At 59.8% G+C, this 24938-nt stretch carries 25 protein-coding genes and 1 pseudogene; 7 read left to right on the forward strand and 19 right to left on the reverse strand.

Annotated features, from left to right (window positions below):
• Window positions 1-227 precede the first annotated feature (227 nt).
• The 11 genes from ACTG2J_RS13045 to ACTG2J_RS13095 form a co-directional block, all read right to left on the reverse strand.
• Complete coding sequence (locus tag ACTG2J_RS13045) at window positions 228-1724, reverse strand: C69 family dipeptidase (protein ID WP_421314083.1); 1497 nt, start codon at window positions 1722-1724, stop codon at window positions 228-230.
• Window positions 1725-2182: 458 nt separating this feature from the next.
• Window positions 2183-2818: a maleylacetoacetate isomerase gene (gene maiA, locus ACTG2J_RS13050; RefSeq protein ID WP_168176930.1), complete on the reverse strand. Its 636-nt coding sequence runs from the start codon at window positions 2816-2818 to the stop codon at window positions 2183-2185.
• Window positions 2819-2957: 139 nt separating this feature from the next.
• On the reverse strand, window positions 2958-3953 hold the full coding sequence (locus ACTG2J_RS13055) for a fumarylacetoacetate hydrolase family protein (RefSeq protein ID WP_439997583.1): 996 nt from the start codon (window positions 3951-3953) through the stop codon (window positions 2958-2960).
• A gap of 10 nt (window positions 3954-3963) precedes the next feature.
• Window positions 3964-5115, reverse strand: a complete 1152-nt coding sequence (locus ACTG2J_RS13060) for a homogentisate 1,2-dioxygenase (RefSeq protein WP_439989552.1) — start codon at window positions 5113-5115, stop codon at window positions 3964-3966.
• Window positions 5108-6244, reverse strand: a complete 1137-nt coding sequence (hppD, locus tag ACTG2J_RS13065; protein ID WP_421221660.1) for a 4-hydroxyphenylpyruvate dioxygenase — start codon at window positions 6242-6244, stop codon at window positions 5108-5110. The genes ACTG2J_RS13060 and hppD overlap by 8 nt, the downstream gene beginning before the upstream one ends.
• 224 nt (window positions 6245-6468) lie before the next feature.
• Entirely contained in the window at window positions 6469-7152 is a 684-nt protein-coding gene (locus tag ACTG2J_RS13070) for an HAD family hydrolase (RefSeq protein ID WP_439989551.1), read from the reverse strand.
• A 26-nt stretch (window positions 7153-7178) separates the two neighbouring features.
• Window positions 7179-7838: a TIGR01621 family pseudouridine synthase gene (locus ACTG2J_RS13075; protein WP_439989550.1), complete on the reverse strand. Its 660-nt coding sequence runs from the start codon at window positions 7836-7838 to the stop codon at window positions 7179-7181.
• A 176-nt stretch (window positions 7839-8014) separates the two neighbouring features.
• Window positions 8015-8707: an ABC transporter permease gene (locus ACTG2J_RS13080; RefSeq protein ID WP_005337302.1), complete on the reverse strand. Its 693-nt coding sequence runs from the start codon at window positions 8705-8707 to the stop codon at window positions 8015-8017.
• A gap of 3 nt (window positions 8708-8710) precedes the next feature.
• On the reverse strand, window positions 8711-9451 hold the full coding sequence (locus ACTG2J_RS13085) for an ABC transporter permease (RefSeq protein ID WP_005352911.1): 741 nt from the start codon (window positions 9449-9451) through the stop codon (window positions 8711-8713).
• Between the two features lie 211 nt (window positions 9452-9662).
• The gene (locus tag ACTG2J_RS13090; RefSeq protein WP_005337307.1) at window positions 9663-10436 is read right to left on the reverse strand and encodes an ABC transporter substrate-binding protein; all 774 of its coding nucleotides are present in this window, start codon (window positions 10434-10436) and stop codon (window positions 9663-9665) included.
• A 49-nt stretch (window positions 10437-10485) separates the two neighbouring features.
• On the reverse strand, window positions 10486-11256 hold the full coding sequence (locus ACTG2J_RS13095; protein WP_005337310.1) for an ABC transporter ATP-binding protein: 771 nt from the start codon (window positions 11254-11256) through the stop codon (window positions 10486-10488).
• A gap of 533 nt (window positions 11257-11789) precedes the next feature.
• Between ACTG2J_RS13095 and ACTG2J_RS13100 the strand changes: the two genes are divergently transcribed.
• Complete coding sequence (locus ACTG2J_RS13100; protein WP_439997584.1) at window positions 11790-12692, forward strand: lysine exporter LysO family protein; 903 nt, start codon at window positions 11790-11792, stop codon at window positions 12690-12692.
• Between the two features lie 97 nt (window positions 12693-12789).
• Here ACTG2J_RS13100 and iadA read toward each other — a convergent pair whose 3' ends face one another.
• Window positions 12790-13920: a beta-aspartyl-peptidase gene (gene iadA, locus ACTG2J_RS13105; protein ID WP_439997917.1), complete on the reverse strand. Its 1131-nt coding sequence runs from the start codon at window positions 13918-13920 to the stop codon at window positions 12790-12792.
• Between the two features lie 176 nt (window positions 13921-14096).
• On the opposite strand from iadA, the gene ACTG2J_RS13110 reads away from it, so the two are divergent.
• Window positions 14097-14705, forward strand: a complete 609-nt coding sequence (locus ACTG2J_RS13110; RefSeq protein WP_257688065.1) for an ACP phosphodiesterase — start codon at window positions 14097-14099, stop codon at window positions 14703-14705.
• A 35-nt stretch (window positions 14706-14740) separates the two neighbouring features.
• Here ACTG2J_RS13110 and ACTG2J_RS13115 read toward each other — a convergent pair.
• The 3 genes and pseudogenes from ACTG2J_RS13115 to arsC form a co-directional block, all read right to left on the reverse strand.
• Window positions 14741-15702, reverse strand: a pseudogene (locus tag ACTG2J_RS13115) (IS1595 family transposase).
• A gap of 98 nt (window positions 15703-15800) precedes the next feature.
• Window positions 15801-16184, reverse strand: coding sequence for a DUF2069 domain-containing protein (locus ACTG2J_RS13120; RefSeq protein ID WP_019445364.1), 384 nt, complete (start codon window positions 16182-16184; stop codon window positions 15801-15803).
• The gene (gene arsC / locus ACTG2J_RS13125) at window positions 16181-16531 is read right to left on the reverse strand and encodes an arsenate reductase (glutaredoxin) (protein ID WP_041209366.1); all 351 of its coding nucleotides are present in this window, start codon (window positions 16529-16531) and stop codon (window positions 16181-16183) included. Before arsC ends, ACTG2J_RS13120 begins: the two co-directional genes overlap by 4 nt.
• 60 nt (window positions 16532-16591) lie before the next feature.
• Between arsC and ACTG2J_RS13130 the strand changes: the two genes are divergently transcribed.
• A complete protein-coding gene (locus ACTG2J_RS13130) occupies window positions 16592-17074 on the forward strand; it encodes a TlpA family protein disulfide reductase (RefSeq protein WP_335863896.1) in 483 nt (160 codons plus the stop codon).
• Between the two features lie 92 nt (window positions 17075-17166).
• Here ACTG2J_RS13130 and ACTG2J_RS13135 read toward each other — a convergent pair whose 3' ends face one another.
• On the reverse strand, window positions 17167-18621 hold the full coding sequence (locus tag ACTG2J_RS13135) for a beta-barrel assembly-enhancing protease (protein ID WP_439997585.1): 1455 nt from the start codon (window positions 18619-18621) through the stop codon (window positions 17167-17169).
• A 121-nt stretch (window positions 18622-18742) separates the two neighbouring features.
• Between ACTG2J_RS13135 and ACTG2J_RS13140 the strand changes: the two genes are divergently transcribed.
• Genes ACTG2J_RS13140 through ACTG2J_RS13150 form a run of 3 tightly spaced genes read left to right on the forward strand, consistent with a single transcriptional unit; the run spans window position 18743 to window position 20914 of the window.
• A complete protein-coding gene (locus tag ACTG2J_RS13140; RefSeq protein WP_439997586.1) occupies window positions 18743-18976 on the forward strand; it encodes a sulfurtransferase TusA family protein in 234 nt (77 codons plus the stop codon).
• Between the two features lie 25 nt (window positions 18977-19001).
• Window positions 19002-20072, forward strand: a complete 1071-nt coding sequence (locus ACTG2J_RS13145; RefSeq protein WP_042029968.1) for an AI-2E family transporter — start codon at window positions 19002-19004, stop codon at window positions 20070-20072.
• 35 nt (window positions 20073-20107) lie between these two features.
• Complete coding sequence (locus ACTG2J_RS13150) at window positions 20108-20914, forward strand: MipA/OmpV family protein (protein ID WP_041209361.1); 807 nt, start codon at window positions 20108-20110, stop codon at window positions 20912-20914.
• An 85-nt stretch (window positions 20915-20999) separates the two neighbouring features.
• Here ACTG2J_RS13150 and ACTG2J_RS13155 read toward each other — a convergent pair whose 3' ends face one another.
• The gene (locus ACTG2J_RS13155) at window positions 21000-21800 is read right to left on the reverse strand and encodes an alpha/beta fold hydrolase (protein WP_439997587.1); all 801 of its coding nucleotides are present in this window, start codon (window positions 21798-21800) and stop codon (window positions 21000-21002) included.
• 114 nt (window positions 21801-21914) lie between these two features.
• On the opposite strand from ACTG2J_RS13155, the gene ppk2 reads away from it, so the two are divergent.
• On the forward strand, window positions 21915-22730 hold the full coding sequence (gene ppk2 / locus ACTG2J_RS13160) for a polyphosphate kinase 2 (RefSeq protein WP_203976630.1): 816 nt from the start codon (window positions 21915-21917) through the stop codon (window positions 22728-22730).
• 108 nt (window positions 22731-22838) lie between these two features.
• Here the strand turns inward: ppk2 and ACTG2J_RS13165 are convergent, their stop codons facing one another.
• Window positions 22839-23975 (reverse strand): ABC transporter ATP-binding protein, encoded by a 1137-nt coding sequence (locus ACTG2J_RS13165; protein WP_268017587.1) that lies wholly within the window; start codon window positions 23973-23975, stop codon window positions 22839-22841.
• Between the two features lie 68 nt (window positions 23976-24043).
• Window positions 24044-24934, reverse strand: coding sequence for a maltose ABC transporter permease MalG (gene malG / locus ACTG2J_RS13170; RefSeq protein WP_041209357.1), 891 nt, complete (start codon window positions 24932-24934; stop codon window positions 24044-24046).
• Window positions 24935-24938 lie beyond the last annotated feature (4 nt).

The raw sequence follows: 24938 nt of genomic DNA on the forward strand, positions 1-24938 counted from the left end.
ATATGCTGAAAGGCGAAATAAAAACCTGAATGAAAGTCTCTGCTTTCGTATCGGGTAGCGAAATCCACTACCCGGGCCAGACACATTGGCGGGATGTCATAAAGGAAAAATGCCAGAACACAGGCTCCGGCATCGATAGTGGGAAAGTGATCAGAGAAACCGATCTGCCCGGCGACCGCTCAGACTGACCGTCGGGGCCCCTCTTTGGCATGATGAGTGCGTCGCGGTTAATCCTTTTTCGCCATGTTGGCGAAGAAGATATCGGCCTGAATATCCTGGGTGCGCACCGTGAAGATCTGGTTGGTCAGATCCTCGGTCAGCGTTTCGGCCTCCTGCATCACCCGCAGATTGAAATCGTTGAGCATGCTGTTGGCGGCGGCCTTGTCGGTTTTGACCGTTTTCAGATAGCTGGCTTCCATCTCTTTCTGCTCTTTGGCGATCTTCGCCTCCCAGCTCTGGTACGCCTGCTTCACCATGGGGGCCAATTTGGGGTAATCGGTCATCACCAGGGTCTGCAGCTTGCGATATTTCCAGTAGATGGAGTCGCTGTCGGCCTTGTCGCTACCCATGGCATAGTGCGCCGGATAGGCTTCCAGACCGCTGTAGTAGGGAACGAAGGCGGTCAGATCCGCCATGCCGAGGCCCACATAGGTCACCTCCCCCACCTCGCGCGGCATCCAGGGGCGTACCTGCATCACATGGGACTCGTAGGTGCGAAACACGCTGACGGGGCGCCACGGCTCCTGACCGTTCAACCCCTTGCTGTAGGGATCGTGTTCGGTGCCGTCATAGTGATTGCGCAGCACCGCCTTGACCTCCTCCAGCGTCATCTTCTTCTCGGGGGAGAGGGTGACCGGGAACTGGCGACCGGCATCCACCGCCTGCTTGAGCGAGGGGTTGAACATCTGCTGGATGGTCCAGACCCGCGGATCGTTATAGGTACGGTCCCGCTCGTCATCGCGGGTATAGGCTTTCGAGAAATTGAACGCCCCCTCCTTTTGCGGATGGTAGAGCCCTTTCTCGGTGGCAAATTCGATCAGATTTTTCGATCCCATCATGTCGGGACTGGCCGGATCGTACTGCTGCAGGCGGCCCTGATTGGCGGTGGCAAAGTAGTGATTTTTCGGCAGACGCTGCGCCATCCAGTGATGGCCGGTGGCAGTCTCCAGATACCAGAGCTCGTTATCATCCACCACGGCGACACCAAATCCCTCTCCCGCGCCTATGGTCTCGATGATGTTGCCAAGCAACGAGATCGCCTCGCGGGCCGACGTAGAACGGGAGAGCAACACATCGGGAATGTCGTCTTCGGTAATCCCCTTCTCTTCCACATAGGGATCGAAGGCGAGCGCCTCGGGTGAGGAAAAAATGGACTCGGTGCCGCTCACCCCGACCCCCTTCTCGTTGAACCCGGTGGCGCCGTGCAGCTGGGTCTTCCAGTTCGGTACCGTGGTATAGCGCAGGGAGTTTTTCGGCAAGGGATAGCTGAAATCATTGGCACCGTTGTGAGCCTTGGAGCTGTGCATACCGCTCAGCCCCTGCTTGGCCGGATGGATCACGAAATGCTGGGCTTTCAGGGCATCGCTGTCGGCGCTGCGGGCCACCATCATGGAGCCATCGACGCTGGCTTCACTGCCGACCAGCAAGGTGGTACAGGCGAACGCCGACGAGAAGAGAGCAAGGTTGATGGAGAGTGCGACGACGCACTTTTTGAAGGAATGCATGAGATCTCCTTGTTGCACAGAGTGGTTGCAAATAAGCGGTAGCGCGCCAGTCAACCTGCCGCTGTCACAAGGGATCTGCGCGGTGACACGGGCCGGACAATGCGGGCCATCAAACCGTAAACACGAAAAAGAGCTGTGCGGATAAACCGTGGAAACCAGGGAGGTAGCCAAGGCCCCCTGATAGGCGACCTGTGCGCATTTCTGCTTTCCGCTGTTCCGCTGGCGTGGCGATACTAGGCCCAATCAACTGACTTGAGTGTGACTGGCAGCCCAAAACACCAACAATAAAGACTCAATCAATGCAAAATATTGATAAGTGTGACAAGTGCAGGATCCTTGGCGACATTCAGTCGTCAACACGAGGCACGCAAGGCGCATACAGAAGGGAAATAAAGAGATGAGGAGATATAACGCGCGGGATGGCGTGTTGATGCCATCCCGCGATTCAAGTCAGTAGGTCACTGCGCGTCCGGCTGGTTGGCGGGGGCGGCCTTGATAAAGGCTTGCAACTGTTCGCAGTTGGCGACGATGCGGCGGATGGTGGGGTAATCGTCCAGGGTCATCTCGTAGCGGCGGGCGTTGTAGACCTGGGGCACCAGCATGCAGTCGGCCAGGGTCACTTCGTTGCCGACGCAGTAGACACCGGCGGTGGTCATCAACAGCTGTTCGAGGGCGGTGAAGGTCTCGTCAATCCAGTGGCGATACCAGCGAGCCTCCTGCTCGTTGTTGGCCCTGAAGTGCTCTTCCAGATAGTTGAGCACCCGCAGATTGTTGAGCGGGTGGATATCACAGGCGATCATATTGACGATCTGGCGCACCCGGGCCCGCGCGTCGGGGGAAGAGGGCATCAGTGAGTAGGCGGGATAGGTCTCGTCAAGGTACTCCATGATGGCGACCGACTGACCGATCTGCACATCGCCATCCACCAGAAACGGCACCAGCCCTTGCGGGTTGATCCGGCGATAGGCCTTCTCGCTCTGCTCGCCTTGCCGCAAATTGATGGGATGCTGCTCGTAGGCGAGCCCCTTGAGCTGCAACACGATCCGCACCCGAAAACTTGCCGACGAACGCCAATAGCCAAACAACTGCAACATAATCTGTCCCTGCATCTTATCTGGGCCCAAAGCCCGGCAGGTGCTCGCCACCTGCCTCCTTGTGTATCCGGCACCGGTTGAGGGCTCGTCGTGATCCGGACATATCCCGAATAGGTTTGCCGCCAACCGGCGCTGGCCATCAACCTCCCTGACCGCTCGCTGGCACCACCTGTTGAGAGATGGTGCCAAACAGGTTTTGGCCAGAGCGATCTTCCATCGCGATCGACACTCTATCACCAAACTGCAAATAGGGGGTTATAGCTTGATCACAATCAAGAATTTCCAGCATGCGGCGCTCGGCGATGCAGGATGAACCGGCGCTGCGATCGTAGTTGGAGACGGTCCCCGAGCCGATGATGCAGCCCGCACCAAGGGGACGGGTCTTGGCCGCATGGGCAATCAGCTCGAAGAAGTTGAAGGTCATGTCCACCCCGGCTTCGGGCGCACCAAACAGCGCACCGTTGAGATGAGTCAGAAGCGGCAGATGCACTTTGCCATCACGCCACGCATCCCCTAGCTCATCCGGGGTAATGGCCACCGGCGAGAAGGCGCTGGACGGTTTGGACTGGAAGAAACCAAAGCCCTTGGCGAGCTCGCCCGGAATGAGGTTGCGCAGGCTCACATCGTTGACCAGCATCAGCAGCTTGACGTGACTGGCGGCCCCCTGCGGGCTCACCCCCATCGGCACATCGTCGGTGATGATGGCCACCTCCGACTCGAAATCGATCCCCCACTCCTCCGATCCCATGACAATCGGCCTACGGGGAGCCAAAAAGCTGTCGGAGCCCCCCTGATACATCAGCGGATCGTGCCAGAAGCTCTCCGGCATCTCGGCGCCGCGGGCCTTGCGCACCAGCTCCACATGGTTGACGTAGGCGCTGCCATCAGCCCACTGGTAGGCGCGCGGCAGCGGAGAGAGGCAAGACGCTTCATCAAAGGGGAACGCCTCTACCGCACGGCCCTCGTTAAGCTGCTGATAGACAGCCTCCAGCCTGGGGGCAACCTCGGCCCACTCGTCGAGGGCGGTCTGCAACGTCGGGGCAATCTCGCTCACCCGTACCGCCCGGGTCAGATCCCGGCTCACCACCACCAAAGCGCCATCGCGCTTGCCATTGTTCAATGTTGCCAATTTCATAAGCGATTCCTTATTTACCGGCAGCAGCGTCCGGGCGCTGCCAGCTGGAGACATACCGGGTGTTCTCGATCCCTTCGCACAGACTGCCAACGTTCAGCGCATCGCGGGTATCGAGCATGACCGCCACCTCGTCGGTGAACTTCTTGGCATAGGCCTGCCCTACCGCAAACGCCTTGGGATGGGGGCCGTGGGTGAAACCGGCGGGATGGAAGGTGACCATGCCCCGCTCGATATTGTCCCGGCTGAAGAAGTCCCCGGCGTGGTAAAAGAGCACCTCGTCATAATCGTCATTGCTGTGATAGAAGGGCACCTTGAGGGCGCCGGGATCGCTCTCGATGGGGCGCGGCACGAAGGTACAAATCACGAAGCGGCTCGCCACAAAGGTCGAATGAGCTGACGGCGGCAGATGGTAGCGGTGGCTCATCAGCGGGCGGATATCCCGCCAGTTGAGGCGCACCACGCACAAATCCCCGTGCCACCCTTGTGCATCCAGCGGGTTGAACGGCCAAGTGATAACCGACACCTGATCGTGACGCTTGACCTGCAGCGACCAGGGATTTTCATCCTGCTGGGCCAAAAAGCGCTCGTTGATGGCGGGTACATCCAGCGCCGCCGGGTCGAAGATGGCGTGATTGCCCACCAGCCCCTTGTCCGGCAGCTGATAGCTGTCGTTGGTCGCCTCGATCATCAGGATGAACATGGGTGCGCTGGGTTCGATGCGCCACATGGTGCCACGGGGGATCACCACGTAGTCGCCATCGCGAAGAGTCAGGTGGCCGTAGTCGCAGAAGAACTCACCGCCCCCCTCGTGGATAAAGAGCAGCTCGTCACCGTCGGCGTTGCGCACCAGAAACGGCATCGCCTCGGAGAGCCGCCAGATGCGATAGCGGCAGTGGGGGTTGCTGAGAATGTCGGGGGCCACCCAGGGGGAGAGGGAACTCACCTCCTCCTGCAGGGCATTGAGGTCAAACAGCCGTGGCCGCAGCGGCCCCTCCCAACTGCTCCAGTCGGTGGGGGCATGCTTGTGGTGCATGTGGGTGGCGGGGCCGAAAAAGCCGCTACGCCCCAGCTCGCGCTCATAGATGGCCTGTTCCGGCAGGTCGGCATGGGCCTGTCGGGAGTGGGTTCCCTCCCGGTGGGGAAAGTTAATCCAGTTACGCATTGCTCGCTCCCTCTTTACGGGCCCCCTTCTCATCCTCGCCGCCATCCAGCACGCCACGGCGGATCTGGTCCAGCTCGATCGATTCAAACAGCGCCTTGAAATTGCCCTCGCCAAACCCTTCGTTGCCCTTGCGCTGGATGATCTCGAAGAAGACCGGGCCTATCACGGTATCGGTGAAGATCTGCAACAGGATGCCATCCTTGGTGGGGGAGCCGTCGATGAGGATGCGCAGCTCTTTGAGGGCCGCCAGATCCTCCTGGTGCCCCTCGACCCGGCTGTTCACCTTCTCGTAGTAGGTATCCGGCGTCGGCATAAAACCGGTACCGCGGCTGCGCAGGGTGCGGATGGTCTGGTAGATATCGCTGGAGGCCATGGCGATGTGCTGGATCCCCTCCCCCTTGTACTGGCGCAGGTACTCCTCGATCTGGGACTTGTCATCCGCCGACTCGTTGATGGGGATGCGGATCTTGCCGCAGGGAGCAGTCATGGCGCGAGAGTGCAGCCCGGTCAGCTTGCCCTCGATATCGAAGTAGCGAATTTCGCGGAAGTTGCCGATCCGCTCATAGAAGTTGGACCAGACATCCATATTGCCGCGATGCACGTTATGGGTCAGGTGATCGATCTCCATAAGACCGGCATCCACCTCCGCCATCCGGGCCTGCCAGTCGGGGTAGAAGACAAAATCCACGTCATAGATGGAGCCTTTGTCGCCGTAGCGGTCGACAAAGGAGAGCGTGCTCTCGCCGATACCGTAGATGGCGGGAATATTGAGCTCCATCGGGCCAATCTTGCCGACAAAGGGCTTGGCCCCCTTGGCGATGGCGTACTGCTGGGCTTTGCCCGCATCGCTCACCCGAAATGCCATGCCGCAAACGCTCGGCCCGTGCAGGCTGGCAAACTGCTCCGCCTGGGAGTGAGGCTCAGCATTGACCACAAAGTTGATATCCCCCTGCCGGTAGAGCCAGCACTGCTTGTGTTTGTGCTTGGCGACCTCGGCAAACCCGAGCGAAACGAACAGGCTCTTGAGGGCGGCAATCCCCTTGGCATCGGGGGCTGTGTACTCGACAAACTCGAAACCGTCTGTGCCTAACGGATTGATGGTATGGGTGGCGGAAGAGGTGGCATTCATCGGGCGCTCCTTGCTCTTGATTCGGTTAAAACGGATTGCAGCACCCAGCGGCGCGGCAAGTGTTAACAACTTGTTTCATTAGAAGCAGGGCGTAGCAGGAAGAGAAGAGGCGAGTTGCAGATAGTTTTTCGCAACTGGCAGCAAAAGATGTAAATGAAGTGTGACAAACAGTGAGTCCCCTTGCCACAACGCTCATTGCGGACGGCAAGGGTGTCAGCTTTGCCTTACAACTGCCAGCGCAGTGGAATGAGATGAGGCAACAGCCCCCGAGCTTTTTGCAGTCGCGTGGGCGTCGGATTGATCAGCCACGCCTCTTTCCCCAACCCCAGCAGCGGCAGATCGTGCAGACTGTCGCTAAGCGCCAGCTCGGCTTCGAGGGCGCAGATCTCCGGCAGCAGCTTGTGCTGACCGTGGCAATAGAAGCACGGCATCAGACCGCCAAAACGGTAGCGCATCTGCGAGCCAATGATCCGGTGGGGCAACTGGCCGGGCAGTTGCTGATAGAGCTGGGCTCGCACCAGTGCGCAGGGGCTGGCGGAGATCACCCAGCAGCGCGCGCCCTCGCTTTGCAGCAATTCGCGAGCCTGACGATACAGCCCCGGCCTGGTGCGGCAATAGGCGCGCACCAGCTTGCGCCAGCCCAAAGGGGAAAGCCCCAACGTGATGGCCCACCAGATAAGGGAGATACCGCGCCACCGCTGGCTGGGTAGCAGCTGACTTGGTAACAAATAGACCAACCCACCCAGCGCAATCACTGGCAACAGCAGCAGCGGCCAGATCCGGCGGCGCAGGATATAGCGCAGCAGACCAGCGTGGCTGTCGCCGGGGGCCAGGGTGTCGTCAAAGTCGGCCAGGATCCAGCGCGGTGCACGTCCGTCAGGATCACGCTCTTTCGCTGAATGGATCATGGTGTCAGGTGCTGGGCGCATCAGCATCAGGGCGCAAGGGCTGCGATGGCGGCCATGAGCTCGGGAGTGACAAATTCACTCCCCACATCGGGCGGACAGACAAAGTCGAACGGCTCGCCCGCCAGGGTAAAACTCAGTCGCCAGGCGTGCAGATAGCCGCGATCGGCTGGCGTGCCGCCATAGCGCTCATCCCCGAGAATGGGGGCGCCGATACTTTTGAGGGCAACCCGGATCTGGTGGGTTTTGCCGGTCTGGGGCTTGATGCGATAGAGCCGCAGCCCCTCGCGCACCGACACCGAATCAAACCAGCTGATGGCGGGGTTTTCCAGCGTGCGAGCCAGCATCCAGCTGCCACCGCGCCCCTTTTGCATATCCCCCTTCACCCAACCCTGCTTCTTCTTCGGTTTACGATCGGAGAGCGCCAGATACTGCTTGCTCACCTCACGGGCCGCAAAAGCCATGCTCAGCTCACGATTCGCCTCCGTGGTGCGGGCCAGCAGCACCAGACCGGAGGTCATCTTGTCGAGCCGGTGTACCGGATAGAGGGTGAGCCCGGTATCGGCCTTCACGCGATTGACCAGCCCCGGATTGACCGACTCACCGTCCCCCTTCTCGTCGTGCATGCCGATGCCGGGCTGCTTGTCGATAACCAGGAAAGCGGGATGCTCAAACAATATCCGGTACATAAAACCTCGGGAACTGGGGGATAAGGCACGCAGCCAACGGCTGGCGGCGCTCGGGAGTGCTGCATTCTCCCTGCTCGTCCGCCATTTGGCAAACCGGACGGGCGGAGGATAAAGATAAACAATGGCCCCGCCTGCAACAGGCGGGGCCATTTTCGCTCATCTTGGCAGATCACACCTTACACATTGCGCGGGCGCAGGTGGGCGTGCCAGCGCGCTTCCCACTTCTTGAACAGCCAGACGATGACAAAGGTGAGCAGCATATAGAGCAGCCCTGCGGTCAAAAAGGCCTCGAACGGACTGTAGTAGCGAGAGTTGATGATCCGCGCCGCGCCGGTCAGATCGACGATGGTGATGATGCCCGCCACCGCTGAGCCTTGCAGCATGAAGATCACCTCGTTGCTGTAAGCCGGCAGTGCCCGACGAAACGAGTTGGGCAAAATGATCCGGGTCAGAGTCTGCCAGCGGGTCATGCCAAAGGCGTTGGCTGCCTCAATCTGGCCGCGCGGCATATTGTGCACCGCCCCGCGCACGATCTCGGCGGTATAGGCGGCGGTATTGAGGGTGAAAGCCAGCAGCGCACAGAACCAGGCTTCGGAGAAGAGCGACCAGGCGGCACTGTTCTTCAGCCACTCCCACTGGGCGGCGCCGTAGTAGATGATAAAGAGCTGCACCAGCAGCGGGGTACCGCGAAAGAAGTAGATATAGGCCCAGATCGGCCCCTTGATCAGCCAGTTGCGGCTATTACGCAGGATGCCCATGGGCACCGCCAGCATCAACCCAAGGATCAGAGAGAGGGCCACCAGCCAGACGGTGGTATAGAGCCCCTCCCAGTAGGTGGGCCACTCTTTGAGAATGATTGAGAAATCCATGGCTTACCTCGTCTTGATGGCATAGTGACGCTCGGCCCACTTGAGCGCCGAGGTGGAGACTGCGGTGAAAATCAGGAAGATCAGCGCCACCGCCATGTAGAAGGTGAAGGGTTGCTGGGTCGAGCCCGCCGCCAGCGAGGCTTTGCGCACCATGTCATCGAGGCCGATGATGGAGACCAGCGCGGTGGTTTTCAGCAGTACCAGCCAGTTGTTGCCAAACCCCGGCAGCGCGTGGCGCATCATCTGGGGGAAGAGGATCCGGACAAACACCTGGGTTGCCCGCATGCCAAAGGCCCGTGCGGCCTCCAGCTCACCTTTGTCCACCGCCAGAATGGCGCCGCGAAAGGTCTCGGTCATGTAGGCGCCGAAGATAAAGCCGATGGTCGCGACACCGGCCACAAAGGGGCTGATGTCGATATAGTCCGGAAGCAGGGAGACCCACTCCTGATTGGGATTGCTCTCCAGTAACCAGCTGTTGTAAGTCTCGTTGACCCAGGTGCAGATGCCGTTGATCAGCACCTGGCCGCCAAAGAAGAGCAGCATCATCAGCACCAGATCGGGGATGCCGCGAATAATGGTGGTGTAGCCGGTGGCGATGGCCCGGGCCCACTTGTAGGGAGAGAGTTTGGCCAGCGCCCCCAGCATCCCCAGCAGCAACGCCAGCAGCAGGGAGGCCAGCGCCACTTCCAGGGTGACCCAGGCGCCCTCCAGCAGCGAGGCTTCGTATCCTTTCAAATCAAACATATGCAGCTCCATCGCCACTGAATCTTCACGCACCTGCTAACCAGAAGGCTCCATAGCAGTCCGAATAAAATATGTGCAGCTCCATTGCAATCAATGCGGGCCCGTAAACTCCTTCAGGGAGGTGACGGGCCCGATGACTACTGACGGGATCAACCTGTCGTTACTTGCCGTAGACGTCTTTGGACTTACTCGCCGTAAACGTCTCTTTGTTTTACTCTCCGTAAACGTCGAACTCGAAGTACTTGTCGTTGATTTCCTTGTACTTGCCGTTGGCACGCAGCGCCAGAATGGCGGCATTGAATTTCTCTTTCAGATCCTTGTCAGCCTTGCGCACCGCAATACCGGCACCCTCGCCAAACCACTTGGGATCGGTCAGTTTCGGGCCGACGAATTCGAAGGCATCACCACCCTCTTTCTTCAGCAGACCGTCGGTGATGGCGGCAGAGTCGGCCAGCACATAGTCCACACGACCGGATTTCAGATCGAGATAAGCTTCATCGGCGGTGCCGTAACGCTTGATGGTGGCGTTGGGGAAGTTGTCGGTAATAAAGGTATCCATAGAGGTCGCACGCTGCACCGCGACGGACTTGCCTTCCATAAAGGCTTTGTCGAGCTGCACATCAGTGCCCTTCTTGGCGGCAAAGCGGGCCGGAATGTGCTGGTACTTCTGGGTGAAGTCCACTTTCTTCTTGCGCTCTTCTGTGATGTCCATGGTGGCGATGATGGCGTCAAACTTGCGCGACAACAGCGCCGGAATGATGCCGTCCCAGTCCTGCTTGACCAGGGTGCACTTCACTTTCATCTCTTCGCACAGGGCGTTGGCGATGTCGATATCAAAACCTTTCACCTCGCCACTGGGCTCGGTCCAGGAGAAGGGGGGATAGGCACCCTCAACCCCGATCCGGACCTCTTTCCACTCCTTGGCCATCAGGCTACCGGACGCGAGGGCAGTAACTACGGCTGTCGCCAGCATCAGCTTGTTCATGTATCTCTCCTTGATAAAACAGTTGATTGGGTAACCAGGCATCCCGCCATCAGTAGATGGAGGAGATGAATTGCTTGAACCGCTCGGATTTGGGATGGGCGAAAATCTCCTTGGGGTTGCCCTCCTCTTCCACCCGCCCCTGATGCAGAAACATCACCTTGTTCGATACATCCCGGGCAAACGACATCTCGTGGGTCACCACCAGCATGGTGCGTCCCTCTTCGGCCAGCTCGCGCATCAGGCCGAGCACCTCCCCCACCAGCTCGGGATCCAGCGCCGAGGTGGGTTCGTCAAACAGCATCACCTCGGGCTCTACCGCCAGCGCACGGGCAATGGCGGCCCGCTGCTGCTGACCACCTGAGAGGTGGCCGGGATAGTAGTCACGCCGCTCCCAGAGTCCAACCCGGTTGAGCAGTTGCTCCGCCTTGGCCAGTGCTTCGGCGCGAGGCACCTTGAGCACCTGGATTGGCACTTCGATGATGTTCTGCATGATGGTCATGTGTGACCAGAGATTGAAACTTTGAAACACCATGGCCAGTCGGCTGCGGATCCGCTCCACCTGACGCATATCCTCGGGCAACCGCTCGCCGGCGCGGCTGGTTTTCATCCGGATCAGCTCGCCATGGAGCGAGACGGTGCCGGATGAGGGGGTTTCGAGCAGATTGATACAGCGAAGAAAGGTCGACTTCCCCGAGCCGGAGGAGCCGATAAGGGAGATCACATCCCCCTTGTGGGCGGTCATGTCGATGCCCTTGAGCACTTCGTGGGTGCCAAAATATTTGTGCAGATCACGTACTTCCAGTGCGGCAACGTCGCTCATCCATTACAACCTTGTCTGTCCCTAGACGCCGCAGGGGGCGTGACTCAACCATCGTCCATTTAACAAAAAGTTAACCGATGGCAACCTTCAGCGAAAATATCACCCGGATAGTGAAAAAACAATACAGAACGAGGGTCTTCAGGGGATTCGCTCTATTTTTATTCGCTCTTTGCGTATTTTTCAGCACTTTGTTTGCATAAACAGCCGTTTCAATGGCTATTCCGATACCGCCTTTTTATACCCCAATCATATCAGTGGCAAGAGAAAAGCGTGATGTGTGCCAAACCGGCACCAAAATGGCTTTATGCACACCCTTACCGAGCGAATTATCGGCTCCCCGATCGGATCAACTTGATTTCATTGGTGCACTCGGGCTCGCACAGAACCTTATCAAACAGAGAGGTTGTGGCAAAAAAGTAACAATCTGCCCCCAAAAGGGCTGTTTTCGGCCATGAAAGCGAGAGATATGTGACACAGAGCCAATAAGTAATGATAAGGTGGTGTTTTTATCAGTTTTTGTGATCGAGGCCTCGATGCTGTTCAATGTGTTGCTGATCCTGTTGCCACTGGCAATCGGCTATCTGATTCCCCTCTCCTCTGCCCGGCTGATCAAGCTGGTCAACCAGAGTCTGGGCAAGATGGTCTACCTCATTCTGTTTCTGATGGGGCTCGGGCTTGCCTATGTGGAGAACCTGGGCAGCAATCTGGCGGTGATCTTCAAGGTCGCCGGGGTGATGCTCACCGCGATCACGGTCTGCAACCTGCTGGCCCTCTGGTGGCTCGACAAGCGCACACCGCCGACCCATGAGGCGAGTGATACCAAGATGCCGAGCAAGCTGCATCTGCTGTGGGAATCCCTGCAGCTCTGCTTTGTGGTGCTCGGCGGTGTGCTGCTCGGGTTGCTGGTGGATCTGCGCGCCCTGCCCATCGACAAGTGGAGCGAATGGGCCCTGATGCTGCTGCTGTTTCTCATCGGGGTGCAGATGCGCAACTCCGGCATGCGGCTGCGCCAGATCCTGCTCAACCCCTGGGGGATGAAGATAGCCGCCACCGTCATCCTCAGCAGCTGGCTGGGCAGCCTGCTGGCGGCCCAGTTGCTGGGTATGCCCTTTACCCATGGTCTGGCGATCAGCTCGAGCTTCGGCTGGTATTCGCTCTCCGGCATTCTGGTGGCCGACAAACTGGGGCCGGTGCTCGGTTCTGCTGCCTTTATCAACGATCTTGGGCGCGAGCTTATCGCTATTCTGATCATCCCGGTCCTGATGCGACGCCACCCCTCGGCGGCCATCGGTTACGGCGGTGCCACGGCGCTGGACTTCACCCTGCCGGTCATCCAGAAATCAGGGGGCATTCAGGTGGTGCCGGTGGCCATTGTCTCCGGCTTTATCCTGAGCCTGCTCGGCCCCATTCTGATCCTCGGGTTTCTGGCGCTCTAAGCCTGATTCCCACATTGCAGATAAAAAAGCCCGACCTTGTTGTCGGGCTTTTGCTGTTTGAAGCAACCACGCACTGACTGCGATATTACCCGCAGCCTTATTCGCGCCACTGGCCGCCACTCATTACCCGTTCGATAGCAAACGTCCGGTCGTGCACCAGCAGCAGATCCGCATCTTGTCCGACCCCGATATGGCCCTTGCTGCAGAGCCCCAGCGCCTGCGCCGGATTGCTCGTCACCACGGCCAACGCCCTCTCCAGCGAGACACCGAGCCGGGTCGCGCGCACACACTGCAGCCACAGGCTGGCAATCTGACCACAGCACATCTCGATTAGCCGCCCTTCGCCATCAAAGCGCGGCAGGCTGGCGTTGGCATCCGAGCTGAAGGTGATGCGATCGGCAGGCACGTTGGCGGCCAGCAGCTCGAGGAGCGCATCGGCGGCCAGCCGCTCGCCATCCTCCAGCAGATCGGGAAAGCTCGATGTAGTGAGGTCGACCCAACCTCCCGCCTTGCCCCACTCGATGGCCTCGGCAAAGAGCCAGGGGTTGCGGTTGCAGTGAGTGGGATAGAGCTGGCGCAGCGGAATATCGGTCTCATCGCGCAGCGCCCGCAGGGGGGCCAATGCCCCCTTTCCATCCCCGACATGGAAGAAGCTGACCCCGCTCTTGCCCGCAAGCAGCCCGGCCACTCGCGCCTCGCTGGCAAGCCTGGCCAGCTCGTCGTGGGTCGGCGCACTGGATCTGTGGTCACTGATGGCCACCTCCCCCACCCCCAATACCTCGGGGATCAGGATGATGTCCGACTCCACCGTGCCGGTCAGGGTCTTGACCGGTAGATGGTAGGAGCCGGTATACATAAAAGCGCTCACCCCGGCGGCGCGAAACTCGCGCACCTTGCCGAGCACCTGCGCGGGGGTGCGGGTCAGGCTGTCGGTGCCAAGCGCCGCCACCAGGGTAGTGACGCCGGCCTTGAGCGCCTCGCTCGCCGCCAGTTCCGGGGTGCGAAAGGCAAAGCCACCCTCACCGCCACCGCCGGTGATATGGGCCAGCGGATCCACCAGCCCGGGCACCAGATAACTGCCACGACCATCGACCCGATTCAGCGGCCAGTTTGCAGGCACCGTCAACCCCTTGCCCATCCAGGCAATACGGCCATCGGCCACCAGCAGATCCTGCTGGCCAAGGTGGGTGGGGCTGAAGATCTCGGCCCCCTCAATCAGGGTCAACATCATGGCTACTCCTTCTCTCAATCCGGTGAAATGTCGCGAGGCAAAACCCTATTTACCCACTATTGGCGGTCCGGTGAAAGCCCTTCCTGCCGATCACGATGTCATGGCAGCCATAGGCAAGGGGAAGCGGATCCGCTAGGCTCAGCGGCACTGTCCCTCTGCGAAGCGACTTTTCCATGAATTTTCTGGCCCATCTCCATCTGGCTGCCCACACCCGAAGCTCCCTCACCGGCAATCTGCTGGGTGATTTTATCAAGGGAGTGCTGCCCACGGGGCTTGCCGCCCACTTCGATGAGGGGATCTGGCTGCACCGCAAAATTGATGCCTTCACCGACAGCCACCCCGAGCACAAGGCGGCCGTCGCCTGTTTCGAGGCCCCCTGGCGCCGCTTTGGCGGCATAGTGGTGGATATGATCTACGACCACTGGCTGAGCAAACATTGGGGGCTGTTCAGTACCGAACCCCTGCCCCGCTTCCTTCAACGCAGTTATGATCAGCTATTGGCCGATCACCCACGCCTGCCGGATGGACTGCCGCTTCCCCTCAAGCGGATGGCCGAGCAGAACTGGATCGCCTCCTACCGCCACAGGGAGGGGCTGGGGCAAGCGCTAAATGGCATCGGCCGCCGACTGCGCCGCCCAGTACAACTGGGAGAGGCGCTGCTGACCCTCGATGAATCGCAGTGGCAAACATGCGAGGCGGGATTTCTGCGCTTCTATCCCGCGCTGATGGACTTTAGCCAGCAGCAGCTGGCCCAATATCGGGCAGCGCAAGGGGCACAGTGATCCCTCTGGATAGAGCTGCTTCCCCATAAAAAAGGCTATGTCCCAATTACGTGTTGCATAGGGCGCCCCAGCGCCTCATGCAAACATGCTTTGATATTTACGCCTTTTCCGTAACGCTCCAGCATCCTGCGCCAACCCAGGTAGTTCTTCAGGTAGTGCGTCGCCACGCCATGGAACCGCTCCATCCACTCTTTCAACCGATGGTGATATCCATTTACATGCTGGATGTGATACGCACCGACCACCCGTTCGCCTTGACGATTGCGCACCACCTGATGGGTTACCCCGTGCTCTTTGCTGAAACAGGCATACACACCCGCCCCATCGCTACACAGCACCGCATCCGGTGACACCAACGGCTTCAACACCGCGATGACCGTCTCGGCATCTATTTTCTCCAACTGGAAATCTGCATGGTGGCCTGCACGGTCTTGTACCACCATCACCGGGATGTAATCTGGCCCGGTTCCACGAGTTCGACCTTTACCACCGCGATGACGTGGTGGACGCGGCAGTCCCCGCTGCCCCTTGAACGATTCAAGGAAGAAGGTCTCATCAACCTCAACGATGCCCTCTTCCCGGGTGGCCTGATGGGTTGCCATCGCGCGCAAGAAGCGGTGACGCCAGAGGAACGCGGTGTTCTTGCTGACCCCACAGCGCCGCGCAGCCTGGCGGACAGTCAGTCCTTCGATGAGGGCTTGCGCGTAGTCTTCCCAGCACTGTGCTTTACGCAATCTGGCCAAGGGCGTCTTGGTCAGAACGGTGCTGGTGCGCAGACACAGTTTGCAACGGTAGCGGCGCAGCCCCCGACTCCATCCCCAAGACGCCAGCTGGGTAACATCGGCCTGACAATGGGGGCAGCCACTGCATGCCGGTAACTGAGTATTGAGCGAGGTAATGGTGTGGGGTGCAGTGAGCTCCTGCTGAGCAACACGGCGCTGGCGCAGGGTTAACTGGGAAAAAGGGACAAAAGGTGTTGAAAGGCTGGGGTATCCATGATGGTAGACCTCAAGGTGATGGCCTACTTCAAGATTAGCCTTTCAACACGTAATTGGGACAGAGCCATAAAAAACGCCCCTTGCGGGGCATTTGTCATCAGTTGGCTTCGTCTTTCTTTTTGCGAATGCTTAAGCCCAGCTCCCGACCACGCAGTCGGGCGTAATAGATGGTGCCGACAAAGGCGAGAGTGGTGAAGACCAGCTCCACCACCGCCAGCCAACGCTCCCCCTCATCCGTGGTGATCAGGGTCAGGGCATGGAGGAAGTAGGGCATCAGCACGAAGTTGCCCCAGGCATGGGTGTAGGGGTTGCCTTGCACTATCCCCTTGAGGGGGAAAAGCAGCGGCACCGTCCAGATCACCGGCAACAGCCAGGGGTTGAGGTCGGGATGGGGCGAGAGCCACAGATGCCAAAGGATGACCCAGCCCAGCAGACCAAAGAAGCCGACTAGGGTCAGCAGACGAGCAAAGCGGGTGCTCACTTGAGGATCTCCAGCACCAGCTCCGGCGGGCGACCAATGCGGGCCTGACCGTTCTTGATGACGATGGGGCGCTCGATCAGCTTGGGATGCTGGTGCATGGCACGAATAAGGTCGTCGCCATTCACTTCGCCGAGGCCCAGCTCCTTGTAGAGATCTTCCTTGGTGCGCATCAGCTGGCGCGGGTCGCTAAAGCCAAGCAGGGTCAGCAGCTTGCGGATCTCCTCTTCACTCGGGGCCTGCTCCAGATAGAGCACTACATCAGGGGCGATCCCGTGCTGTTCCAGCAGCGCCAGGGTTTCACGGCTCTTCGAGCAGCGCGGATTGTGGTAGATTTGGGTCTCGCTCATGGTAACTCCCTGATTAATCGCAAGATGGGACAAGAAACGGCGCTATTGTAGGGGAAAGTGATGGTCAGGGTAAGCGGCAGTGGAAAGGAATTGAAACGAATTTGTTGGCTGATTGTGGCTGGCCTGCTGGGCGCCTGCACGCCCGCCCCCGAATTTACCGACGCAGCGGGGCAAACTGTGGCCCTTGACCACTTTGCCGGCAAGCCGCTGTTGGTCAATTACTTCGCCCCCTGGTGCGCCCCCTGCCTGCGGGAGATGCCGCACCTCAACGCGCTGGCTGCCGAGGGAGAGATCGCCGTAGTGGCGATCAACTACGACCCGATCACCCCGGCAGAGCTGGACAAGCTGGCCGCCCAGTACCACATCAAGGTGCCGCTCCTCATTGCCAATGAGGATGCCAGGCTCCCCTTCCCTCGCCCAAGCGGGCTGCCTACCAGCTACCTGCTCGATAGTGAGGGCAAACTCAAGCAAACACTGGTTGGTGAACTGGGTCAATCGCAGATCGACGCCCTCAAGGCATCCATCAAGCATCCGGGCAACTGAGCGGCCCACAGCGCTCAAAGCTGTTTCTCTGACTCACCATAAACAACAAGGGCGCACCAGAGTGCGCCTTTGTTGTTGGCAATAGCCTCTCGTCACCCCTTGAGGCTGTCGAGATCCTTCTTGGCCCGCTCCAGCTCGGTGATACGCGCCTCCAGTCGGGCCAGAGTCATCCGGTCGCTGGTGGTGCCACGTGCCACAATCAGCTCGTCGATAGCCGCCTGATAATCACCGCGCAGGGAGAGGATTTCAGCCCGCGCCATGTGCAGCTCGGTCATTCTACCCGCCTTGCGATAGGCGTCGGAAAGCAGGTTCCAGGCCAGATTGTTCTCCTCATGCGCGCGAGCATAGGGGTCGAGGATGGCGATGGACTTCTTGTAGTTGCCGCTTTCGAGATAGGCGTTGCCAAGGTTGACCACCACCACCTCGTTGTCCGGCATCTGGCTGCGGAACTTCTCGAGGCGCGCGATGGCCTGGGCACTGCGCCCCTTGGCCAGATCGATGTCTGTCTGGGCATCGACGATAAAGAGATCTTCCGGATGACGGGTCGCCAGATCCTTCATCAGCGTGTCCGCTTCGTCGGTGCGTTTGAGCTGGATCAGCGCCAACGCCTTGCCGTAGATGGCGGCATCCTTGAGCGGATAATCCCCTTTCTGGATCCGGCTATCGAAGTAACTCAGCATCCCCTGCGGGGTATCGGTGCCATAGCGCACCTGAATGCGCACCTTGGCCAGCCAGAAGTCGAGGCTCGGCGGCAGATCGCGGCGGCCATAGCTGCTCGCCCGGGCACGCGCCTCGCTGATCCGGGTCTCCGGCAGCGGGTGAGTCAGCAGCATTTCGGGCGGCTTGCTGGCATAGCGATACTCGGCAGCCAGTTTCTGGAAAAAGTTGGCCATCCCCATGGGATCGAAACCGGCATCGTAGAGGGTCTTCATGCCGATCCGATCCGCTTCGTATTCGTTGTCGCGGGTGTAGTTGATGGCAGACTGCATGGAGAGACCCAGCGTGGTCTGCAACGCGGCAATACCGGCGGTCGGGTTGATCACTGCCAGCGCGATGGAGCCCACCAGACCGGCCAGGGTCACCGCCGAACTGCTTGCCTGCGCTTCCATATAGCGGGCGATGTGGCGCTGGGTCACGTGGGTGATTTCGTGGGCCAGTACCGAGGCGAGCTCGCTCTCGCTGTCGGCGTAGAGAAACAGGCCGGTGTGCACCTTGACCCGCCCGCCAAGGAAGGCGGCCGCGTTGATGCTGGGGTCATTGATGAGGAAGAAGGTAAACGGGAAACGCACCCCATCGGCGTTGGAGAGCAGGCGCTGCCCCAGATCGTCGATATATTGGCTCAACACGGGATCATCGATGATCGGCAAACCGGCACGGGCAAAGCGCATGAAGGCGTTGCCGTAGCGTACCTCCTGCTCGATGGGCAGGGCCGATACCCCGGCGGTACCTATATCGGGAAGCTGATTGTTCGCCTCGGCATGAAACGTGGCGCCCATCAGGGAAGCCAGCAGGGGAAGTGATGCCATCAGGGGGGAAAAGCGTGCCACGTTATCTCTATCTCCATCAGAAAGGGCCTCGGCAGAATACCCTTGCCCATCAAGGGCTACAAGCGTTGTTTCATGCTCTTATCACGGCCATAATAGCGGCCATCTGCGTGATGGAGCCCCCATGGAATATCTCGACCTGACCCCCTGGCGCTGTCCCGAGCCGCTGATCCGGCTCAAGCTCTGGTTGCGGGAGGCCAAAAGCGGTCAAACCGTGACCATTCGGCTGGCCGATGCGGGCTCACAGCAGGATATTCCGGCCTATCTGCAGCGTCTTGGCCATGGGGTCATTCTCACCCCGGAGCCGGATAATACCCTCTCTTTGCAGCTGGTTGTCGGGGCGACACAGCCATCTTGAGCCCCTGTCGTGTAAGGATGCAGTCATGTTAGAAGTCTTGAAGCGCTGGTATCAGACCCGGTTCTCCGATCCCGATGCCGTTACCCTCTTCCTGTTGCTGGTCTTCTGCTTTGCCATCATCTGGCTGTTTGGCGATCTGCTGGCCCCCCTGCTGGTGGCGCTGGTGATGGCCTACCTGCTGGAGTGGCCGGTGGCCCGGCTGCAAAAGGCGGGGTTGTCGCGCACCCTGGCCACCAGCGTCATTCTGATCCTATTTATTACGGTGGCGGTCGCAGCCCTGTTGGGCCTTATCCCGACCCTGGTCAGTCAGGGGATCAATCTGGCCAAAGAGGCGCCGGCCATGCTGACTCACGCTCAGGATTATGTCCGCACCCTGCCTGACCGCTATCCCGAGCTCATCGACGTCAGTCTGGTGGAGACCGTTATCGACAACATCCGCCAGCGAATTCTCAGTGGCGGCGAGCATCTGGTGAGCGCCTCGCTCAGCTCGCTGGTGAACGTGGTGGCCATCATGATCTACCTGATCCTGGTGCCGCTGATGGTCTTCTTCATGCTCAAAGACAAGCGGGTCTTGATGGGCAGCCTGCGCCGCTTCCTGCCGCGCAACCGCACCCTGGTCAACCGGGTGTGGGTCGAGATGAACAACCAGATCATCAACTACATCCGCGGCAAGGTGATCGAGATACTCATCGTCGGCATTGCCACCTATGTCCCCTTCGCCCTGATGGGGCTGCGTTATTCGGTGCTGCTGGCGGTCGCTGTCGGCTTCTCGGTGCTGATCCCCTACATCGGCGCCGCCGTGGTGACGGTGCCGGTGGCCATGGTCGCCCTGTTCCAGTGGGGCCTCACTCCGGAGTTCGCCTGGCTGATGGTGGCCTATCTGGTCATTCAGGCCCTCGATGGCAACCTGCTGGTACCGGTGCTCTTCTCGGAGGCAGTCAACCTCCATCCGGTCGCCATCATCATAGCCGTGCTGGTTTTTGGCGGATTGTGGGGATTCTGGGGGGTCTTCTTCGCCATTCCCCTCGCCACCCTGGTCAAGGCGGTGATCAATGCCTGGCCGAAACGCGAAGATCTGCCGAGCGCCGCAAAATAACCCACTTCCCATGCAATCGTGACAACGGAGTGTCCATGACCTTTTTTCGTCAAATCAGAGCGGCAGGGCTGACGGCCCTGCTCCTCGCTGCCGCCCTGCCCGCCCGCGCCGATATCGACCTTGGCTCCATGGATCTACTCACCAGCGACAGCCCCACCAGTCCGGTGCCACAAGGCTTTGTCGCCGGTGCGGCGCTCATCGGGGGACAGGCCCGCTATGAGGCGCAGGATAATGCCACCTACGCGATCCCGGGCTTTATCTACTTCGGCAAGCAGTTCATGTTTCTCGGCGATCGGGCGCGCTACTACTTCCACAAAGATGAGAACGTGGCCCTGTATGGCTATGGCCGGGTGCGTTTTGGCAATCTGGATCCCGAGGACTCTCCCGCCTTCAGCGGCATGGAACAGCGCAAATGGCAGCTGGAAGGCGGGATCGGTGGCAACATCATCACCCCCTACGCCCTGCTGACCGTGCGGGCCAACAGCGATATCACCGGCCGCAGCAAGGGTCAGGAGCTGCTGCTGTGGGCCGACTTCCCCATCCAGCGCGACAACCTGCTCATCATGCCGGGGATGGGGGTGATGCTGCGCAGCGACAAGATGGCCAACTACTACTTCGGCGGCATCTCCGAGAGCGAGGCCACCGCCCAGCGTCCAGCCTGGGATACAGGGTCAACCCTCTCTCCCATGGCGGCCCTCATCACCAGCTACCGCTTCAGTCCCAACTGGATTGGCATGTTTGCCATGAACTACGAATTGTATGATCGGGACATTAAAAACAGCCCCATCGTCCAGCACGACGGCGAACTCTATGCAGGATTTGCCTTGGGCTATATCTGGTAACGGTGATGCGCCGTGAGATACGAACAAACAAAAGGGAGCCCTCGGCTCCCTTTTTCACGACCATCTTCAGGCTGCCCATTCAGGCTTACAGCGCTGCCAGAAATTCGCTCAGTTGCTGATTGACGAAGGCCGGATTTTCCCGCGATGAGATGTGGCCAGCTGCCGGGATCTCCCTGAACGGGCAGCCCAGTACCTCGGCCATCAGATAGCCCTCCAGCACCGGGCGCGCCTTGTCCTCGCAGCCGGTCATCACCAAGGCAGGAGTGGTGATCTCCTCCAGCCACTCGATGCGATCCTCGCGGGTCACAAAGCTGCGGCCCACCGCGACCATGGCGGCAATCTTATCCTTTGGCCAGGCGGCAAGGCGCGCCTTGAAACCGCTCATCAGCGCCTCATCAGGCTGATTGGCAAAAAAGAGCGGCGCTACCTGTTCGACGATGGGCACCGGAATGGTGCCGAGCTGCTCGATCATCGCCAGCATGCCGAGGTAGCGCTCGCAGGTGATCTGCGGCTCGAGGCCAACGAAACTGTCCATCAGCACCAGCCCCTTGAGGCGAGCTGGGGCCATGCGCGCCAGCTCCACACCCCACATGCCACCGATGGAGAGGCCCACCAGCACGAACTCGTCAACCCCGAGGGCATCGAGCAGCGCCAGATGATCGCGTGCCAGGGTTGCCAGCGTGCAGGCGCCTTCCGGAAGCAGATCGGAATCGCCGTGGCCCCACAGCTCGGGAACGATGCAGCGATAGCTCCCTTTGAGCGCCTCGATTTGCGGCGCCCACATGGCGCTGTCCCACAGATAGCTGTGACCAAACAGCAGCACCGGCCCTTGCCCTTCATCCAGATAGGCCATCCGGCGGCCCGCTATCTCCATAAAATGCTTCATGTTATCTCCTGTTGCCAGCGATGGGCGGGCAGTGTATCACGTCCCCCTTGGCAGTCGACTCTCCCTGGTGCAAGCTGAAGTGACGGCAAGAAGGGACTCAAAGAGGAGAAGAAGATGCCGAAGGACAAGAGCAAGAAGCGGCCACGTCTGGACAAGAAATGTTATGAACACCACCTCGCCCACCTGCAGGAGGAGCTGGTCAAGCTGCAGGAGTGGGTCAAGCAGGAGGGGCTCAAGGTGGTAGTGCTGTTCGAGGGACGGGACGCTGCCGGCAAGGGGGGGGTCATCAAGGCGATCACCGAGCCCCTCAACCCCCGGGTCTGCCGGGTTACGGCACTGCCCGCCCCCTCGGACCGCGAGCGCTCCCAGTGGTACTTTCAGCGCTATGTCGCCCACCTGCCCGCCGCTGGCGAGATAGTGCTGTTTGACCGCTCTTGGTATAACCGCGCCGGGGTCGAGCGGGTGATGGGCTTTTGCAGCGACGCCGAGTATCGCGAGTTTCTGCGCGCCTGCCCCGAGTTCGAGCGGATGCTGATCCGCTCCGGCATCACCCTGATCAAGTACTGGTTCTCGGTCTCCGATGAGGAGCAGGAGAAGCGCTTCAAGGAGCGGATCAACACCCCCATCAAGCGCTGGAAGTTCAGCCCGATGGACTTGCAGTCCCGCTCGCGTTGGGTCGAATACTCCCGCGCCAAGGATGACATGTTCACCTACACCGACACCCAGGACAGCCCCTGGTTCGTGGTGGAGGCGGACGACAAGCGCCGTGCCCGCCTCAACTGCATCGCCCATCTGCTGGGCAAGGTGCCCTACGAGGCGATCCACTACGAGCCCATCAAGCTCCCCCCGATCAAGACCGAAGGGTACGAACGCCCGCCCCTGACCAGCCAGACCTTTGTCCCCGATATTACTGCCGAACTCGAGGGCTGAGCCCTGCCACCGCGCCTGCCGGTTTAGCCATACGGCAGGCAATAAAAAGCCGGTCGCAAGACCGGCAAAAAGGCATTGAAGATACGGAAAACTTGCACCAAACCGCGATCAGGTACGGATGTACTTGGCAGTGCGGGGGAACGCCTGCTCCTTGGCATCAAACAGATAGCAGGCTTCAGCCGGGATACCCACGCTGTAGCTCTGGCCGGTCGCCACATCCACATCGGAGGTAGTCTTGACGGTAAAGTCGTGACCATCCACATCCATATAGACGAAGGACTCGGCGCCCAGATGCTCGGCAACCTGCACCACGCCGCTCAGCTTGCTGTCGGCATGGGCGTGGCTCAGCGGCACCAGATGCTCCGGGCGGATACCCAGCTCAACCTTGTCACCCACCGCGCCACGACGGGCATCGACCCGCACCCGCACGCTGTCGCCGGTAGAGAGCTTGACCACGCACTCCTGCTCGCCAATCTCCATCAGCTCGGCAGCCAGGAAGTTCATCTTGGGCGAACCGATAAAACCAGCCACAAACTTGTTGTCCGGGTTGTGGTAGAGGTCGAGCGGTGAACCGAACTGCTCCAGGTTGCTGGCGGCATCGGCCTTGAGCGGACTCAGCACCACAATCTTGTCAGCCAGGGTCATCGCTTCCACCTGATCGTGGGTCACGTAGATGATGGTGGAGTTGAGCTCCTTGTGCAGCTTGGCGATCTCGATCCGCATCTTGACCCGCAGCGCGGCGTCGAGGTTGGAGAGCGGCTCGTCAAACAGGAACACCTGCGGCTGCTGCACGATGGAGCGACCGATGGCGACCCGCTGGCGCTGACCACCGGAGAGTGCCTTGGGCTTGCGCTCCAAGAGCGGCTCCAGACCCAGAATTTCAGCGGCACGCATCACCCGCTTGTGGATGTTATCCTTGTCCATCTTCTTGAGCTTCAGACCAAAGGCCATGTTCTCGTAGATGTTCATGTGCGGATAGAGGGCGTAGGACTGGAACACCATGCCCACGTTGCGCTCTACCGGCGGCACGTCGTTCATGTAGCGACCGCCGATGGTCAGCTCACCGCTGGTGATGTCTTCCAGACCCGCGATCATCCGCAGCAGGGTGGATTTGCCGCAGCCGGACGGGCCGACGAAGACGATGAACTCGCCCTCCTTGATGGAGAGGTTGATATTGCGCAGGGTGTCCTTGTGAACAGCCGGGTCGTAATTTTTGCGAACGTTGTTGAGTACTACTTCAGCCATGACGAGCTCCGCTCTTGAATCTTTGCAAATCGTGATAGCGGGGGGAGTCGGCTCCCCCGGCCATAAACTTAACCTTTCACGCCACCGGCAGTCAGACCGCCAACCAGCCAGCGCTGTGCCAGCAGGAACACCACTGTGATGGGGAAGCCGGAGAGCACAGCGGCTGCGGCAAAGTCACCCCACAGGTAGTTCTGTGGATAGAGATACTGCTGGGCTCCGACCGCCAGGGTCAGATTGTTCACATCCTGCAGCAGGATGGAGGCCATGGGCACCTCGGTAATGGAACCGATAAAGGCCAGAATGAACACCACCGCCAGAATGGGCACCGACAGGGGCAACAGGATCAGGCGGAATGCCTGCCACGGAGTCGCACCATCGATGGCCGCCGCCTCCTCCAAAGAGGAGTCGATGGTCTCGAAGTAGCCCTTGATGGTCCAGACGTGCAGGGCGATACCGCCCATGTAGGCGAGGATCAGGCCACCGTGGGTGTTGAGACCCAGCCAGGGGATGTAGTCACCAATCTTGTTAAAGAGCGCGTAGATGGCCACCAGTGCCAGCACTGCTGGGAACATCTGGAAAATCAGCATGCCCTGCAGGATGGTGGACTTGCCACGAAAACGCAGACGGGCAAAGGCGTAGGCACAGGTGGTGGAGAGCGTCACGATCATCAGGGCAGTGATGCCGGCAATCTTGATGGAGTTCCACAACCAGGTGAGCACCGGGAACGGCGGCGGCGTGATGCTGCCGTCGGCGTTGGTGATGGAGATGCCCAGCGCCAGTTTCCAGTGATCCAGGGTCGGATTGGAGGGGATGATCTCCCCTACCGCGAAGTTACCGTTACGGAACGAGATGGCGATAACCATGATCAACGGGAAGATGATCAGCGCCAGGAAGCCCCACATGACCAGGTGGGTTGCCCACACCCGGTATTTGACTGATTTGGGTTGTACGATTGCCATGTTG

Source organism: Aeromonas sp. 6P, from assembly GCF_051919525.1.
GTDB lineage: Bacteria > Pseudomonadota > Gammaproteobacteria > Enterobacterales > Aeromonadaceae > Aeromonas > Aeromonas veronii.